Source organism: Desulfovibrio biadhensis, from assembly GCF_055388615.1.
Map to the genome: position 1 here is coordinate 4,421,926 of NZ_AP042477.1, position 16,206 is coordinate 4,438,131.

At 51.8% G+C, this 16,206-nt stretch carries 15 protein-coding genes; 10 read left to right on the top strand and 5 right to left on the bottom strand.

Translation table 11 applies throughout. The features are described from left to right. Window positions 1-143 precede the first annotated feature (143 nt). From ACZ5EH_RS19185 to ACZ5EH_RS19230, 10 genes are all read left to right on the top strand, one after another. Complete coding sequence (locus ACZ5EH_RS19185; protein WP_464275484.1) at window positions 144-1,682, top strand: ABC transporter substrate-binding protein; 1,539 nt, start codon at window positions 144-146, stop codon at window positions 1,680-1,682. A gap of 64 nt (window positions 1,683-1,746) precedes the next feature. Then, window positions 1,747-2,757, top strand: a complete 1,011-nt coding sequence (locus ACZ5EH_RS19190) for an ABC transporter permease (RefSeq protein ID WP_464275485.1) — start codon at window positions 1,747-1,749, stop codon at window positions 2,755-2,757. A gap of 2 nt (window positions 2,758-2,759) precedes the next feature. Continuing rightward, window positions 2,760-3,635: an ABC transporter permease gene (locus tag ACZ5EH_RS19195; RefSeq protein WP_464275486.1), complete on the top strand. Its 876-nt coding sequence runs from the start codon at window positions 2,760-2,762 to the stop codon at window positions 3,633-3,635. A gap of 5 nt (window positions 3,636-3,640) precedes the next feature. Continuing rightward, window positions 3,641-4,642: an ABC transporter ATP-binding protein gene (locus ACZ5EH_RS19200; protein ID WP_464275487.1), complete on the top strand. Its 1,002-nt coding sequence runs from the start codon at window positions 3,641-3,643 to the stop codon at window positions 4,640-4,642. Next, window positions 4,639-5,604: an ABC transporter ATP-binding protein gene (locus tag ACZ5EH_RS19205; protein WP_464275488.1), complete on the top strand. Its 966-nt coding sequence runs from the start codon at window positions 4,639-4,641 to the stop codon at window positions 5,602-5,604. The genes ACZ5EH_RS19200 and ACZ5EH_RS19205 overlap by 4 nt, the downstream gene beginning before the upstream one ends. Before the next feature lie 63 nt (window positions 5,605-5,667). Continuing rightward, window positions 5,668-6,492 carry a M55 family metallopeptidase gene (locus tag ACZ5EH_RS19210; RefSeq protein ID WP_464275489.1) on the top strand — a complete coding sequence of 275 codons (825 nt, stop codon included), beginning with the start codon at window positions 5,668-5,670 and terminating at the stop codon, window positions 6,490-6,492. A 277-nt stretch (window positions 6,493-6,769) separates the two neighbouring features. Beyond that, window positions 6,770-7,297 (top strand): inorganic diphosphatase, encoded by a 528-nt coding sequence (locus ACZ5EH_RS19215; protein WP_464275490.1) that lies wholly within the window; start codon window positions 6,770-6,772, stop codon window positions 7,295-7,297. Between the two features lie 319 nt (window positions 7,298-7,616). After that, window positions 7,617-7,772 (top strand): DUF3024 domain-containing protein, encoded by a 156-nt coding sequence (locus ACZ5EH_RS19220; RefSeq protein WP_464275491.1) that lies wholly within the window; start codon window positions 7,617-7,619, stop codon window positions 7,770-7,772. A 157-nt stretch (window positions 7,773-7,929) separates the two neighbouring features. Next, the gene (locus ACZ5EH_RS19225; protein WP_464275492.1) at window positions 7,930-8,625 is read left to right on the top strand and encodes a S1 family peptidase; all 696 of its coding nucleotides are present in this window, start codon (window positions 7,930-7,932) and stop codon (window positions 8,623-8,625) included. Between the two features lie 284 nt (window positions 8,626-8,909). Beyond that, window positions 8,910-10,021, top strand: a protein-coding gene (locus ACZ5EH_RS19230) for an IS3 family transposase (protein ID WP_464275493.1) whose coding sequence is annotated in 2 segments (ribosomal slippage) — window positions 8,910-9,162 and window positions 9,162-10,021 — 1,113 coding nt in all. Because the reading frame shifts where the segments join, the coding sequence is not laid out codon by codon here. A gap of 428 nt (window positions 10,022-10,449) precedes the next feature. On the opposite strand, the gene ACZ5EH_RS19235 is transcribed toward ACZ5EH_RS19230, so the two are convergent. The 5 genes from ACZ5EH_RS19235 to ACZ5EH_RS19255 form a co-directional block, all read right to left on the bottom strand. Beyond that, window positions 10,450-11,103 (bottom strand): L-fuculose-phosphate aldolase, encoded by a 654-nt coding sequence (locus tag ACZ5EH_RS19235; RefSeq protein WP_464275494.1) that lies wholly within the window; start codon window positions 11,101-11,103, stop codon window positions 10,450-10,452. Window positions 11,104-11,260: 157 nt separating this feature from the next. Then, complete coding sequence (locus ACZ5EH_RS19240; protein ID WP_464275495.1) at window positions 11,261-12,217, bottom strand: sugar ABC transporter substrate-binding protein; 957 nt, start codon at window positions 12,215-12,217, stop codon at window positions 11,261-11,263. 25 nt (window positions 12,218-12,242) lie between these two features. Next, window positions 12,243-13,214 (bottom strand): ABC transporter permease, encoded by a 972-nt coding sequence (locus ACZ5EH_RS19245; protein WP_464275496.1) that lies wholly within the window; start codon window positions 13,212-13,214, stop codon window positions 12,243-12,245. Then, complete coding sequence (locus ACZ5EH_RS19250; protein ID WP_464275497.1) at window positions 13,214-14,689, bottom strand: sugar ABC transporter ATP-binding protein; 1,476 nt, start codon at window positions 14,687-14,689, stop codon at window positions 13,214-13,216. The genes ACZ5EH_RS19245 and ACZ5EH_RS19250 overlap by 1 nt, the downstream gene beginning before the upstream one ends. 78 nt (window positions 14,690-14,767) lie before the next feature. Then, window positions 14,768-16,198, bottom strand: a complete 1,431-nt coding sequence (locus ACZ5EH_RS19255; RefSeq protein WP_464275498.1) for a rhamnulokinase — start codon at window positions 16,196-16,198, stop codon at window positions 14,768-14,770. Window positions 16,199-16,206: the final 8 nt, after the last annotated feature.

A 16,206-nucleotide genomic window follows, 5' to 3' on the forward strand; every position in this document is an offset into this window, starting at 1 on the left:
ACAAAGCCTTTCAACAGATGAAAAGCACACCGGAAAGGTGGGGCTAATTTACTGCATTTCAATAGTTCCTTGACGCAAACACCCCCTCGGGCGTAGTGTTTTTTAACTAATTCGTTAAATTTAATCATAAGGAGTTGGCCTACATGAAACGTTGCCTTCTGTTAGCGCTGTTTTTCTTCGCCCTGTGTCTTCCCGCCCACGCGGCGGATAAGGATACGCTTGTCGTAGGCGTCTCCTCTGACATTCACACTCTGGATCCCGGTGTTTCCAGTGACAACTATGACTGGCGACAGATTTACCCCTGCTATGACAGGCTGGTAAAATACAAAACCGTGGACGGAGTCGGCTCCACGGAAGTAGAGCCTTCCGCAGCAGAAAGCTGGACCGTTTCTGATGATGGCATGGTGTGGACGTTCAAAATCAGGCCTGGCATCACTTTTGCCGATGGCACAGCCCTGGATGCCGAAGCTGTGCGCTTTTCATTCCAACGCACGCTGGACATTGGCAAGGGGCCTGCCGACAACATCGGCGCCATTGCCTCCATGAAGGTTCTGGATCCTCAGACCTTGGAAATCACGCTTAAAAATCCCTACGGCCCTTTTCTACAGACTTTGGCCACTGATGGCGCTTCCATCGTAAGCCCCAAGATTATGGAACATGAAAAGGATGGCGACCTGGCTCAGGCCTGGTTGGCGGAAAACACGGCTGGTAGCGGTCCTTTTGTGCTCACGACCTGGACGCGCGGCCAACAGTGTGTTCTGGAAGCCCGCCCCGACTACTGGGGCACTGCTCCCAAACTGAAGAAAGTCATCATCCGCTTCATGAGCGAGTCTGCCGACAGGCGCATGGCCCTTGAACAGGGAGATGTCGATATCGCGGAAAACATCCTTATCGACCAGATTCCCGCTCTTGAGAAGAACCCCGACGTGGTTGTGAACCGCTACCCTTCGCAGCTTGTTGAATACGTGTACGTAAATTGCCAGAATGACAAACTGAAGGACCCCCGTGTACGTCAGGCCCTCAGCTACGCCGTAGACTACAAGGGCATCATCGACTACGTGCTGCAAGGCAATGGCGTACAGATGCGCGGCCCTGTCCCTGAAGGAATGTGGGGGCATAAAAAAGACGCCATGCAATACAGCAAGGATATCGCAAAGGCCAAGGAACTGTTGAAGGAAGCCGATGCAGAGAATCTTGAGCTGACCCTCATCTATTCTGAACGCCGCCCAAGTTGGGAACAGATTGCCACCATCATGCAGGCCAACTTTGCCGAAGCAGGCGTCAAGCTGAAACTGGAGCTCATGGCCAACCCCACCCTGCGCGACCGTGTAGACAAGGGCGATTTCGAACTTTGTCTTGGCGCATGGAGCCCTGACTTTGCCGACCCCTTCATGTTCATGAACTTCTGGTTTGACTCCAACAACTTCGGCCTGCCTGGCAACCGCAGCTTCTATAAAAACGAAAAGGTCGACGAACTGGTACGCAAAGCAGCCAGCCTGGCCGACGTGGCCGAGCGCACCAAACTGTACTATGAAGCTCAGGACATCATCATGAAAGATGCTCCGTACATCTTCCTGTATCAAGTGAAGACCATCGTGCCGCTTCGGAAAAACGTAAAGGGATATGTCTTCAACCCCATGCTTGAAAGCATGTATAATTTCGAAGACATCTATAAGGACTAACAAGCTCGAACCACGGTAATATGGCGCGGCTGCTCAAGCAGCCGCGCCTTTTTCACTGCTACTTATGCGCATACTTCACTACGTTCTAAGGCGCCTGCTCTACATGATCCCTGTGCTTTTCGGGGTCACGGTGCTGGTCTTCATTATCTCGCACGCTATTCCTGGCGACCCTGCTTCTATGATTGCAGGGCCAAAAGCGAGCCGTGAGGCAATAGACAAAATCCGCGCCTCCCACGGATTGGATAAACCACTCCCCATCCAGTACCTGCGCTTTGTCACAGGTCTGGTACAGGGGGATATGGGCGTATCCATTCGCAACCATAGGCCAGTAACCAAAGACCTTGCCGACTATTTTCCTGCCACCTTGGAGCTCACGCTTGCCAGCCTTATGCTTTGCCTTTTCGTGGGTATCCCCTTAGGCATCCTGGCGGCAGTGCGCCGAAATCGCCTGACTGACCATCTGACACGGGTGTTTTCCGTTTTTGGCGTCTCAACGCCCGTGTTTTGGCTGGGCCTTATGCTACTACTGGTCTTTTATAGAAATCTTGGTTGGTTGCCGGGCTCAGGACGACTTGATATCGCCACCACGCCTCCCGTCCATATCACAGGGATGTACATTCTCGACTCATTGCTTACCGGCAATTGGCAGACCCTGCGTCAGGCATTGGCGCACATCATTCTCCCAGCCTTTTGTCTCTCATATGTCTATCTGGCCATTATCACGCGAATCGTGCGCTCTTCCATGATCCAGGTGCTGGGACAGGATTACATCACCACAGCCAGAGCCAACGGCCTGCACGAGATCAAAGTGGTGCTCAAGCATGCCTTTAAGAACTCGCTTATTCCCACAGTTACCATAACTGGCCTTTCGTTTGGCGAGCTTCTTGGCGGGGCTATCCTTACCGAGACCATCTTTGCCTGGCCCGGCATGGGAAAATATGTTGTGGATTCGGTAAACTATCTGGATTTTCCGGCTATTATGGGCTTCACCATGGTGGTCAGTCTTGCCTACGTGTGCATCAACCTTACTGTCGATCTGCTCTACGCTGCGCTCAATCCCACCATCAGGTACTGACCATGAGCATACGTGAAACCTTGGCCGAACACCCGCGCTTGCGAGAACTGCTGCTCACCCTGCGCATCCTCAGCCACAACCCTTCCGCAGTGGCGGGGGGGTGTATTCTCGCCATAATGCTTTTTCTGGCTTTTTCCGCCTCTTGGCTTGCGCCATACGATCCCATTGCGCTCAGTTTGCGCGACCGGTTGCAACCGCCTTCCTATGCACATCTTTTTGGTACGGATGAACTCGGCCGGGACATTCTTTCACGGATAATGTACGGCGCGCGTATTTCCCTGCGCATCGGTGTCATTATCATTATCATAGCTGGAGGACTCGGCTCAATAATCGGCGCCACGGCCGGATACCTGGGCGGTAAACTGGATAACGTCATCATGCGCGTTATGGATGTTATCCTTTCTTTTCCTGCGCTGGTGCTCGCCATGGCCCTTGCCGCTGCCATGGGTCCTAATCTCACCAACGCGATCATGGCCGTGTCCTTTGTGATGATTCCCAAATTCGCACGCATGGTGCGGGGCGAGGCCCTGGCCGTCCGTGAAATGCCGTTTGTGGCTGCTGCAAAGGTTTCCGGTGCGGGACATGGCTGGATCATCCGCCGCCATGTGCTCCCTAATTGCGTGAACTCCGTCATTGTCCTGGCCACGCTTACCATGGGCGACGCAATTTTGATCGCCGCCTCGCTTTCATTCATCGGTCTGGGTGCGCAACCCCCCACCCCGGAATGGGGCGCCATGATCAGCGTTGGACGCAAATTTCTCATGGACCAATGGTGGTACGCCACCTTTCCAGGGCTCTTCATCCTCAGCACAGTCATCGGTTTCAACATCCTGGGCGACGCCCTGCGCGATGTATTGGACCCCCGCATCAGGAGATGAACCCAATGTATGATAATGATGCGCCCCTTTTACAAATCGCCAACCTGAGTGTCGCATTCGACACGCACATGGGCACCGCCAAAGTGTTGCAGGATGTTTCACTGGACTTGCACCGCGGTGAAATACTGGGGCTTGTTGGCGAGACCGGTTGCGGCAAGTCCGTCACAGCACGGTGCATTTTACGACTCATCCCTACCCCGCCGGGCAGAATAACCTTGGGCCGCATTTCCTTTAAGGGAGAAGACCTCCTTACCTGTTCCCCACGACGTATGCGCAGTATTCGTGGCAACCGGATATCCATGATCTTTCAGGAACCCATGTCCAGCCTGAATCCAGTATTCACTGTGGGCAACCAGATGACGGAAGTCGTGCGCCTGCACCAGAACCTTACCCGCCGGGAAGCCGAAGAACGCTGCATGGAAACGCTGACCCAGGTGCAAATGCCTGACCCTGAGCGCATTCTGCGCAAATACCCGCATGAGCTTTCCGGGGGCATGCGCCAGCGCGTCATGATTGCCATGGAGCTTTCGTGTGATCCTGAAATACTTCTGGCAGACGAGCCAACCACCGCCCTCGACGTCACCGTACAGGGGCAGGTTTTGCAAATCATAAAAGACCAGGCCGTACAACGCGATATGACTGTGCTGTGCATCACGCACGACATGGGCGTTGTTGCCCAGGTATGCAACCGGGTGGCCGTCATGTACGCAGGGCAACTTGTCGAATGCGCCCCCGTTAAGGAACTCTTCGCCACCCCCCGCCACCCCTATACGCAAGGGCTCATTGCTGCCATACCAGGTGCAGGCGGGCGCATGACCGAAGAACTGGCTTCAATCCCGGGCACGGTGCCGCAACTTATTGCGCCTCCTGGCGGGTGCCGGTTTCACACCCGTTGCGAACAACGCTTCGGACCTTGTGATCAAATCATCCCGCCGCTGGTTCCCATCTCCCCCACATCCCAAGGGGGGCACGTGGCATGCCATCTATTTGCGGAGGCCCTGGCATGAATGCACCCGTGATAGAGCTCCAGGGATTGGAAAAGCGCTTCGCCCTCCGCGGAGGATTCATGGGGCGCGCCACTCGTTGCGTACGCGCGGTGGATGGCGTGAGCCTGCAAGTGCAGGAAGGCGGCACCTTCGGCCTGGTGGGAGAAAGTGGCAGCGGCAAGTCCACCGTAGGCGGGTGCATCCTGCGTTTGCTCAAACCAGATGGCGGGCGCATATTCTTTCGTGAAGAAGACATCACCCCATTGGAAGGGGAATCCCTGCGCGCTATACGCCGGAAACTGTCCGTGGTCTTCCAGGATCCGCAATCGTCTCTGGACCCGCGCATGACCATTAAAAACATTGTGGGCGCCCCCCTTGCCGTAAACCATCTCGCAAAGGGGCGCGAGCTGGAAGAGCGTGTGGCGGCCCAACTTACAGAAGTGGGTCTCTCACCAGACCACATGAGCCGCTACCCCCATGAATTCAGCGGTGGGCAACGCCAACGTATCGGCCTGGCGCGGGCCCTGGTCACAAACCCCGACTTCATTGTTCTGGACGAACCCACCAGCGCTTTGGACGTGTCTGTTCAAGCGCAAATTCTAAACATGTTGCGCTCCCTACAGCAGCAGCGACAGGTTGCCTATTTGTTCATTTCCCATGATCTGACCGTCGTGCGCCACGTAAGCCACCATATTGGCGTAATGTATTGTGGCTCCCTGGTGGAAAGCGCTGCCACAAAAAGTCTTTTTGATGCACCGCTCCACCCGTACACCCAAGCCCTGCTGGCGGCGGTGCCGCAACCTGATCCAACCCGTTTACAAGACCTGGCGCCCCTTTCCGGGGACATTCCCAGTCCGGTGGACCTTCCCCAAGGCTGCCGTTTCCACCCCAGGTGCCCGGATAAGATGGATATTTGCAGTCAGACCGCCCCCCCATGTGTGGAGCGCGACGGACATACCGTGGTTTGTCACCTGTACGGATAAAACTTACTCCTTTCGGCCAGGAGAACCAAAGTCGGCCGGCAAACAATACCAAAGGACAATCGCATGAAGGTTTTTATTTGCGCAGACATCGAGGGAATCGGGTGTGTGACGCGTCATGAGCATACACGCCCCGGGCAACGTGAGTACGAGCGCGCGCGGATATGGATGACGCGAGAAGTGAACGCGGCAGTCGAAGCGGCGTTTGCGAACGGCGCCACGGATGTTTTGGTGGCTGATTCCCACAATGTAGGGGTGAATCTGCTTCCTGAAATGCTTCACCCAAAGACGCGGCTCATCATGGGCGGGCCACGTCCACTTTCCATGATGGAAGGGATTCAGGAAGGATTTGACGCTGTTTTTTTTGTCGGAACGCATGCCATGTCGGCCACTGCAGACGCAACCATACCGCATATTTTTTCCGGCCGAGTGCAGCAGCTGCGCTTGAATGGCGTGAGTGTGGGCGAACTGGGCCTTAATGCCGCCTTGGCCGGGTATTATGACGCGCCGGTGGCATTGGTGGCGGGAGACGAAGCAGCCTGCGCCGAAGCGGAAGCGCTGCTTCCCGGCGTGGAAACCGTGGCGGTGAAGCAAGGCATAGGAAGCTATGCAGTGCTGACTCCCATGCCGGAGAAATGTCAGGAGCTGGTCCGTAGCGCGGCAGAAAACGCCATGCGCCGCAGTTCACCGCCCCCTATCTGGCAAATTCAAGGCACTGTGCGCCTGGAAGTACAATTTTCAACGGCTTCCGGTGCAGACCGCGCCCTGCGCGTGCCTCGCACAGAACGTGTGGACGCTTTGACTGTTGCCTACGACGCCGAAGACGTGCTTGAAGCCTTCCAGGCCTTCAACACAATGGCTGATTTGCTGGAGCTTATTCCCTTTATTTGAAGCAGTTGTTGTTCCGATTTTGTCCTATTGTATCTGGTCAAGCCTCTTGAGCGTTCCTCAAGGGGCTTTTTTATTTTCCCTGTATCGAAAAAGGGGCACGGACATAAAAATGCGATTTATTGTAAAATAATTCTAACCTGACAATGCAGCGCAAGCGCTTCATATTTTATCAATACCGATTGCCAATATTCTTTGGAGGCGATAGTGTCGTATGATCTGTAGCAGGTGTTTATCATTGTTCTGCAAATCAACCGGTTAGCGCTTCAAAGGAGAAATCATGGACTACAACGCCATTTTGACGCCGTACGCTGAAGGGAAAACCATCAATGTTGTTATTGAGATACCCATGGGGTCTTCCCACAAGGTCGAGTTTGACCGCAAAAGAAAAATCATGGTTCTGGACAGGGTTGAGCCCGCGATATTTGCAAAGCCCGTGAATTACGGCTTTATCCCTGCCACCCTGGATGATGACGGCGATGAACTCGACGTCCTCTTTGTTACCGACGAACCCATGCCTACGGGCGTGGTCGCAGAGGCCACCGTCCTCGGCGTCCTGGAGTTTGAAGACGATAATGAGATGGACCATAAGGTCATCTGCGTACCTTCAGACGACAGAAACACGGGCAATCGCATCAAATCAATGGAGGACCTGGGCGAACAATGGAAAAACAAGATCGCGCACCACTTTTCCCACTATAAAGACCTCAAGAAGCCTGGCACAACCAAGGTCCTGGGCTTCGGCGATGTGGCAAAAGCCCACGACGTAATAAAGGAATGCATAGAGCGCTGGGAAAAGGAAAAATAGGAAGGAACAGCTAATAACGGTGAGTAGTTACCTCACTGACATACCGAGCAAACATAAAAGGCCAGCCTCGTTAAGAGACTGGCCTTTTGCTTTACTAAATCTAGAAAATTGACGATAGACAGGAACAAACCATAGAAATACAAGTTAACTATCTTGTAATTAATACCACTCTATGATATAAAATTAGTACAAAACAAATTTTAGAATATTTTGCAAAGAACAGGGACCGCCAAATTATCTCCATGACAAGCTCAAATGAGGATTCGAGGTTGATCCCAAGAAGCAGACAGTCGAGCTGTTCGAGATTCGCCCTCACTTCATGGAACCATCACAAAAAGTCCAAAGTCCTATTGCCAAAGCGAGCTATGTCAAATCTCAGAAGAATTGGAAGATCTACTGGATGGGTAGATTCGGAAATGGCTTCGTAATAAACCTTACCCTGAGACCAAATCAATCGATGAGTTTGTGTAGCTGATCAAAGAGGATGGGTATGGACGTTTCTTGTGGTAACGCATTTAATATCAATTACGAACTAGAAGTCATATATGGATTTGCCATGAACTTAGACAAAAATAATATCAGAATATTCTTCGATTAAACCATTACAAAAGATATAATAAGACAGGTGTGTTTTGATTACAAGCAATGTCATTCAGAGAGTTTTTCAAATTGAGACCTCTAATGGAAGAGGAACTTGCTTCACCGTTGACGTCGACAATAGACAATACATAGTCACTGCTAGGCATTTATTCGATAATTCGAGCGCTCAAGAAACAATTAAAATACTTCATAACAGCGAATGGAAAACCATTAAATCCGAGACTGTTGGAGTTACAACTGGTCAAATTGATGTGGCTGTTTTAAAAACAAATATCCAACTATCTCCAAGACATCCTTTAGAAATTTCTTCTACGGGGCTATCATATGGGCAAGATGTTTTCTTTTTAGGATTTCCATATGGACTATCTGAGTACTTAGGCAAACTTAACAATGACTTTCCTTTCCCATTTGTAAAAAAAGCCACTGTGTCATGCTTCTCAAAGACTAACGACATGGACATAATATACCTAGACGGACATAATAATCCTGGATTTTCTGGAGGGCCTGTCGTGTTCAAAAAGTACAATGCAAATACCTCTAACAATTATTATGTATGTGGAATAATTTCAGGGTATAGATTTGAGCAGCAGCTAGTTCATGGAGATAAAAATCTTTCACAATGCTATATAAAAGAAAATACTGGGATAATAATATGTTACGATGCTAGTTATGCCAAGAATATTATACAAAGTAATCCCATAGGATTTAAACTACCTGCCCTTTATTAAATATTTTAATAATGCTTGACTCTTTAACCTTGTTGTCAAGTAATTATTTTAATTCGTTAGAGTGTTGAAAAAGTACATAAAAAAGACTGTTCAAAAATGATGAGATGTATGGCGCAAAAAAAACAAGAACAATGAGTATTAGGCGTACGTGAGGGTTTGCCCTTATCGCAGCAACGCTGCAGACTGCCATTCTTCAACAGCCTGTTATACTTATGTAGCCTTCCCGTAAAACAGGACCAGCAAAAACTGGAGATTTCTGGCAAAAGGTTCCCATGGAGGAAGCAATGCGGAAATCTCGATTCACTGAAAGCCAGATCCTCAAGATTCTCAAGGAAGTCGAAGGCGGTCGCAAAGTTGCTGATGTCTGCCGCGAATACGGCGTGAGCCAAGCGACCTACTACAGCTGGAAGTCCAAGTACGGAGGCATGGACGCCTCGGATATCCGGCGCCTCAAGGAGCTCGAAGAGGAGAACCGCAAGCTCAAGCGCATGTTCGCGAACTTAAGCCTGGAAAACGAGGCGCTCAAGGACGTTATCGCAAAAAAGCTTTAAGGCCGGCTGAGAAGCGCGATCTGATCGATCATATGCGTCATGAACACGGTCTGAGTATCAGGCAGTCATGCGCCGCAGTGCGTCTGAGTCGGACCGTCTACGGCTATCAGCCTACGCCGCGGGATGACGCGCCCGTGATCGAAGCACTGCTCAAGCTGGCCGAACGCTATCCGCGCTACGGCTTCGGCAAGCTCTTCGCTGTCGTTCGCCGGCACGGCTATCGCTGGAACCACAAACGGGTCTACCGCGTATACTGCCTGTTGAAGCTGAATCTGCGCCGCAAGGGCAAGAAGCGGTTGCCTTCAAGGAATCCGCAACCGTTGGCCGTGCCACCCGAGGCGAATGTGTGCTGGTCGCTGGACTTCATGCACGACGCCCTCATGAGCGGGCAGCGATTCCGGACCTTCAACGTGCTGGACGACTTCAGCCGGGAGTGCCTGGCCATCGAGGTGGATACAAACCTGCCGGCGGCGCGGGTGACGCGAGTGCTCGACCGTATTGTTGCCTGGCGTGGGCTTCCCGAACGGATTCGAATGGATAACGGACCGGAACTGGTCTCGGTGACCATGGCCAATTGGGCGGAAATCCATGGCGTGGACCTGGAGTTCATACAGCCGGGCAAGCCGACGCAGAATTCGTACGTCGAGCGCTTCAACAAGACGTACCGCAATGAAGTGCTTGATTTTTATCTCTTTCGCACTTTGACTGAGGTCAAGGACATCACGGAGAACTGGATCAAGGAGTACAACGAGGAACGGCCCCACGAATCACTTGGCGACCTGACGCCAGCCGAGTACCTCGAAGCCCATTCACCCCAGGAAATCTCTACTTTTGGCTGGTACTAACTTGGGGAGGTTTACACCAGTCCCTCACGGTTGAAGTCGTCGAGCACGTTCAGCAGCCTGAACGTGCGGCTATCTTCAAGCTGGTCGTGCATGAAATCCATGGACAGAAGTGGTCCTGGTTGGTTGGACAAGTTCGCGGCCTTGCTAAGGTGGAGCCCTGTGATTCAGTCATGCCGCGTTGAGGGCCCGCAGAGGGAGGGAAGCCTCGAACGGAAACAGCGCCGGAAAGGTCTTTGCCTGAGATACGGCCTCACCCGAAAAGCCTGTTCCAGGCGGCGTAAAAAGCCTTGCGTCTCGATGACCCGAAGGGCAAGGACGCCGAGAAAAAGCAATGAAAGGCAGGCGGAAATCCCGCGCCTGATACGATCACGCCAGCCGTGATCATACTTATCGCAATATATCCGCCTGTCTTCTTCCCGTGATGGCGCTCAGCCCTCTTTGCGCTGGCCGTAGTTGGCGAAGCGTTTGACCATCGTCGTCATCTCCTCTTCGCTCAAAATGACCGGCGTGCCCGCGCTTCTTGCGCGGATATATACCTCGGCGCAAAATTCGATCTGTTCAGCAATCGCAAGGGCCATCATCATGCTGCCGGCCACGACGTTCAATCCGTGGTTGGCCAGCAAAACGGCGTTCTGCTTCCCCATGGCCTTCATGGCGTTGGCCGCCAGTTCGGGGGTGCCATAGGTCGCGTACTCCGCGCATTTCACTTCTTTCCCTCCGGAGAACGCCACGAGATAATCCACAGCGGGCAACGGCTCGTTGAGCGCCGAAAGCGTGGTACAAAACGTCGAGTGGATGTGGATCATGGCATTGGCGTCTTCCCTTTCCCTGTAGACCGTGGCGTGCATTTCATGCTCGGAGGAAGGAATGAGATCGCCCTCCACGATATTTCCATGCAAATCCATGATGACGATCTCTTCCGGCTGCATGACCATGTAGGGAATGCCGGAAGGGGTGATGGCCATCAGTTTTTCTTTCCTGTTATATATGCTGAAATTTCCGCCAGTGCCCTTGGTCAATCCGGCCTGAATAATGAGCTTTCCATATTTGACAAGTTCATTCCTTTCTTCCTGCAACTTCATGTGTATCCTTCCTGTGGGTTGAATGATAAATACGGCTTCCCGTTTTTGTCCGCACGGAAAGCCGTATGATCGAGCAGCTGAACAACACAAATTAGGGTTGAGTAATACAGATTCCCGGCATTTAAATCTCTTGAGAATCTCGTGACGGATTGCTCTCTTAGTCAGCGAACTGCTTCGAGTAGTCCTTGTGCTCCTTGACGTTGTCCTTGGTGATGAGCTTGGCGCCGGTGTTGATGTACATTTCAACCTTTTCGCCATTGATCAACTTGGTGATGTTCTCGACGCCCTTGATGCCCATTTCGGCGGGATATTGGGCTACGGTGCCCAGCATGTCGCCGTTTTCCACCAGGTTCAACGCCTCGGAAATGGCGTCAAAACCCTGCTCCTTTTTTTCGGCTTCTTCAACCGCGCGCAACGCGCCGATCGCCATGCCGTCGTTGGAGGCAAAGATCAACTGCAGGTCGGGATTGGCGCTCAGGATGTTCTGCGTGGCGGTGTAGCCCTGGTCCACTTCCCAGTTGGCGGATTGTTCCGCAACAACGTTCACGTGATCCTTGACCTGATCGTAGAAGCCGTTGCGCCGGTCGGCGGCATTCTGCTGGCCATTGATTCCGCTCAGGATAGCGGTTTTGGCCCCCTTGTCAAAATGCTTCACGACATACTTTCCTGCTTCGGCCGCGCCGGCGTAATTGTCCGTGCCGTAGAAGGGAACCTCCATGCCGACTTCGTCCTGCACCTCTTTATTGATCTTTGTGTCCAGGTTGATGATCGGCACGTTGGAGGTTTTGCAGCGTTCCAGCGCGGACACCAGCCCCTCGGATGAACTGGGTACGATGCAGATTCCATCCACGCCGGCGGTGATCATGTTTTCGATAATCGTAAGCTGCGCGGCGGCACTGGCATGCTGGTCGGCAGCCTGCACCTCGAGCTCAACGCCGAGTTCTTTGGCTTTTTGACGAGCTCCATTGACCATCGTGATGAAGTACTCGTTGTTCAACGTCATGGGCACAAAGCCGATAACCATTTTTTCCTTCGCGGATGCCGGCACGGAACACAAGATAAGGTTGAAAATGAGAAAACAGGACGCCAGCGTGTAGAATGTCACCTTTTTCATGAGCCTCTCCATTCCTCGTTACGTGTTATTCAGCTTTTCTCTCTTTCGCTTTGTCAAGGTACACGGCCGCGATAATCGTTATGCCGATGATGATGGTCTGGAAGTATACCGGGACGTTGAGGATCTGCAGGCCGCATTTCAGCATGCCGAGAATAAGCGAGCCAACCAGGGTGTTCCCGATACTGCCTTTCCCGCCGGAGAGCGCTATTCCGCCAATAACAACCGCCGCAATGACATCAAGCTCATAGCCCATGCCTGCGTTTGGGTCGGCGTATGAAAGGCGTGACAGAAGGAAAATGCCGCCAATAGAGGCAAACAGGCCGCCAAATACGTAAGCCAGCATTTCAATCTGCTTCGTCTTGACGCCCGCAAGCTTTGCGGCGTTGACATTGCCGCCAATGGCGTAAAACCACCGTCCCAGGGTTGTCTTTTTCATGACGGTGATCATGATGGCATACAGTAAAAAGACATAAATGATGGAAATCGGGATGCCCATGACTTTGGCGCTGACCACCATGCGCAGTTCACTGGGGAAACCGGAGACTGGACGCCCGGTGTTCAGCACCATGGTCAACCCGTGGATAATTTGCATGCTTCCCAATGTCACAATGAAAGCGGGAACCTTGCCGAACGAGACAAAATACCCATTTGCAAAACCGATAATACAACCGCAAATGAGCACGACGCCGATGACCATCATGAGAGGCATGCCGCTTTTCAGCAGCAATCCGCCGAGAATGCCGACAAACCCGACGATCGAGCCGACGGACAAGTCGATGCCGCCGGTTAAAATGACAATGGACTGTCCGATGGCAATAACCGCAATGACGGCGGACTGGTTGATGATGTTTTTCATGTTACCAAGGGTGAAAAAATTCTTGCCATACGCGCTGCATAGAATTGTGAACGTGATAAAAATGAGTACAGCGCCGATATAAAGCGCAAGAGACTGTATATCAATTTTCGAAAAAAACTCAGACTTGCTTACTTTTCCCATTAGTGAGTCCCTCCATGCAAAGCATAAGACAATAATTTTTCCTGCGTCAAAGAGGCATCATTCACAAAAGTATGTCTGATTTCACCTTCGTGCATCACCGCAACCCGGTCGCACATCTTGAGGATCTCAACAAGATCTGAAGAGATCATTATTATTGAAGCTCCATTGGAAATCAGCTCGTACATGATTTCATAAATCTCATCTCTCGCCCCGACGTCTATGCCTCGAGTTGGTTCATCGAAGATGTAGACATCCGCATCGATGCAGAGCCATTTTGCGATAACGACTTTTTGCTGATTGCCACCGGAGAGAGTGTTTGCTTGCGCTTTGTAAGACGAGGTTTTGATTTTCAGCTTGCTGATATACTTTTTCGCAACGGAGGTGATCTTCTTGTCATTTAGCAGGAAGTTCTTGAAGCGGGACAGATTTGGAAGAGCAATATTATCATTTACGCCGTGAATGAGCACCAATCCCTCATCCTTGCGATCCTCACTCAGGTAGACGACTTTTTCCTTGATCGTATTGCATATGCAGACATTTTCAAGCTCTCTTCCATGCACTTTCACGGTGCCACAGTGAGCCTTGTAGGCCCCTATAATGCACTTTGCTAGCTCCGTGCGTCCTGCGCCGACCAAGCCCGCAATGCCGAGTATCTCTCCGCGTTTGACATCCAGACAGACGTCTTTCACCACTTTCTTGTAACAGAGCCCCGTGACTTCCAGGCTTTTGTGCTCCTCGTCGATGTAGTTGTTGACCCGTTTTTCAAAACTGACGGAACGGCCAACCATCATCCGCGTAAGTTCGTCCTCGCACGTTTCTTCGAGCGTCACGGTCTGGACAAATTCGCCATCACGCATGACCGTGCAGCGATCGCCAATCTCGAACAGTTCCTTCATCCTGTGGGAAATGTAGATAATTCCAACGCCTTTCGCCTTGAGTTCCCGGACGATCTTAAAAAGCTCCGTTGTTTCCGTGTCCGTGATCGCAGCGGTCGGTTCGTCAAGGACCAGAATCTTCAGCTTTCCGTTCAGGGCCTTGGTGATCTCGACCATCTGCTTCCGCGCCACGCTCAAATCGCCCACCAGGGTTTTGGGGTCCACTTTCAACCCAATCCTGTCCATTGATTTTCTGGCTTCGGCGATGGTCTTCTTCTCGTCTATAAAGCCATACTTGGTGAATTCCCTGCCAAGGAAGATGTTCTCATAAATCGGAACATAAGGATTGAGATTGAATTCCTGATAAATGACGTTGATGCCTGCATCGATCGCTTCTTTGGGGGTGTGAAAATTCACCTCTTTTCCCTCCAAGAGAATGCGACCGGAGTTCTTTTTATAGGCGGATGACAAGATCTTGATCAAAGTGGACTTGCCCGCTCCATTTTCTCCGAGCAAGACATGCACTTCGCCTGGACGCACTTCCAATTGCGCGTTCTTGAGAACATCCACGCCAAAAAAGCTTTTATTGATGTCCTTCATTTCAAGTATGTTTACTGTCACTGCTGCTCACCCCTTTTCCTCTCCCACGTTCACGACAGGAAAAGAATCAAACATCCATTATTCGGCGGCGGGTTGAAATTTCACCATGTCAATCGACCTGCGAATCGTTTCCCGTATTTTCTTAAGGTCCAAGTCAGGGAAAAAGTAGTTGAGTTGTGTTCCAAGATTTCCAAGACACGTGCTTTCCGCGCCGCAAGCTATGACGGTCTTTCCGCTGTAATCCGCAGTCAGCTGGTTGATGATCGTGTTCCGGACGCCTCCCCCAACCAGGTAGACGCGATTATATGCGTTCTTTGTGACCCGCTCCAAGTCGTACAAGGTCTTGGCGTAGTTCTTTGCCATCGATCGTTGCACGGCATCGATCAGTACCGGGAATCTGTAGGGGATGTCCGGATCGTGCTTTTTCAAGGCTTCATGAATGGACTGCGAGATATGCGCCGGATTGAAGAACCGCTCATCATTAACGTCAATGACATGATCTTCATCCGTCTGTTCCGCCAGATTCAAGAAATCCTGCCAGGAGCTGGACTGGCCCATCTCATCTTCGTACTCCTGCTTCATACGGGAGAGGATGTACATTCCAGTGCAGTTTTTCAGTAAGGTGATCTTTCCGAATGCTCCCACCTCGTTGGTAAATCGGGACTCCAGGGCCTCTTTCGTGATGATCGGAGCAGACAATTCCGTGCCGATGAGCGACCACGTGCCTGAGCTGATGAAGAGAAAGGAGTCTTCCTGGGCGGGGATCGCCGCGACGGCGGATGCGGTATCATGGGAAGGAACGCAAATAACCGGAAGCGGGCCTGTAATGCCCAGTTCCTCCTTGACGGATGGCTGCAGGTCGCCGATCGCCCGACCATGCCGGCCTATGGCAGAGAACCAGGAGGCCGGAATACCGAACCGCTCGCAGACCTCAACGTCGAGCTGTTGGGTCTTCGCGCTCATAAGCTGCGTCGTACTGAGCTCGCTCGGCTCATTGACCATTTTTCCGGTCAGCAGATAATTGAAGATATCCGGCAACATCAAAAGACGGTTGGCCGACTGCGTCCGGACCGGCATGATTTCCTGCAAGGCCTTCATCAAATAGACGGAATTGATGCGGTCACAGAGTATCCCTGTTTTATAGAAGAGATCTTCCTGTTGTTTTGCGGAAAGCCTGTCCAGTATCCGCTGCCCCATGGTGTTGCGATAGCTCAGCGTCTCACCGAGGCTGAAACCATCTTTATCGAAGAATGCGAAATCCACGCCCCAGGCGCATATGCCGATGCTGTCGGGCCGAATACCCTGGAAAATGCACTTCTTCAGGTTCCGTATCAGGAATTGGTATATCTTTACCGTATCCCAGTAATATATCCCGTTCATCCTGATCATTGCGTTCTCTTCCTGGGCCAGAACCTCCATGGACAACTTCCCGTTGGCATATGTCCCCAGAACCATACGATACGAAGAGTTGCCGCAATCGAGAGCGATCAAACGCTTTGTTTCAGGCATGACTAATT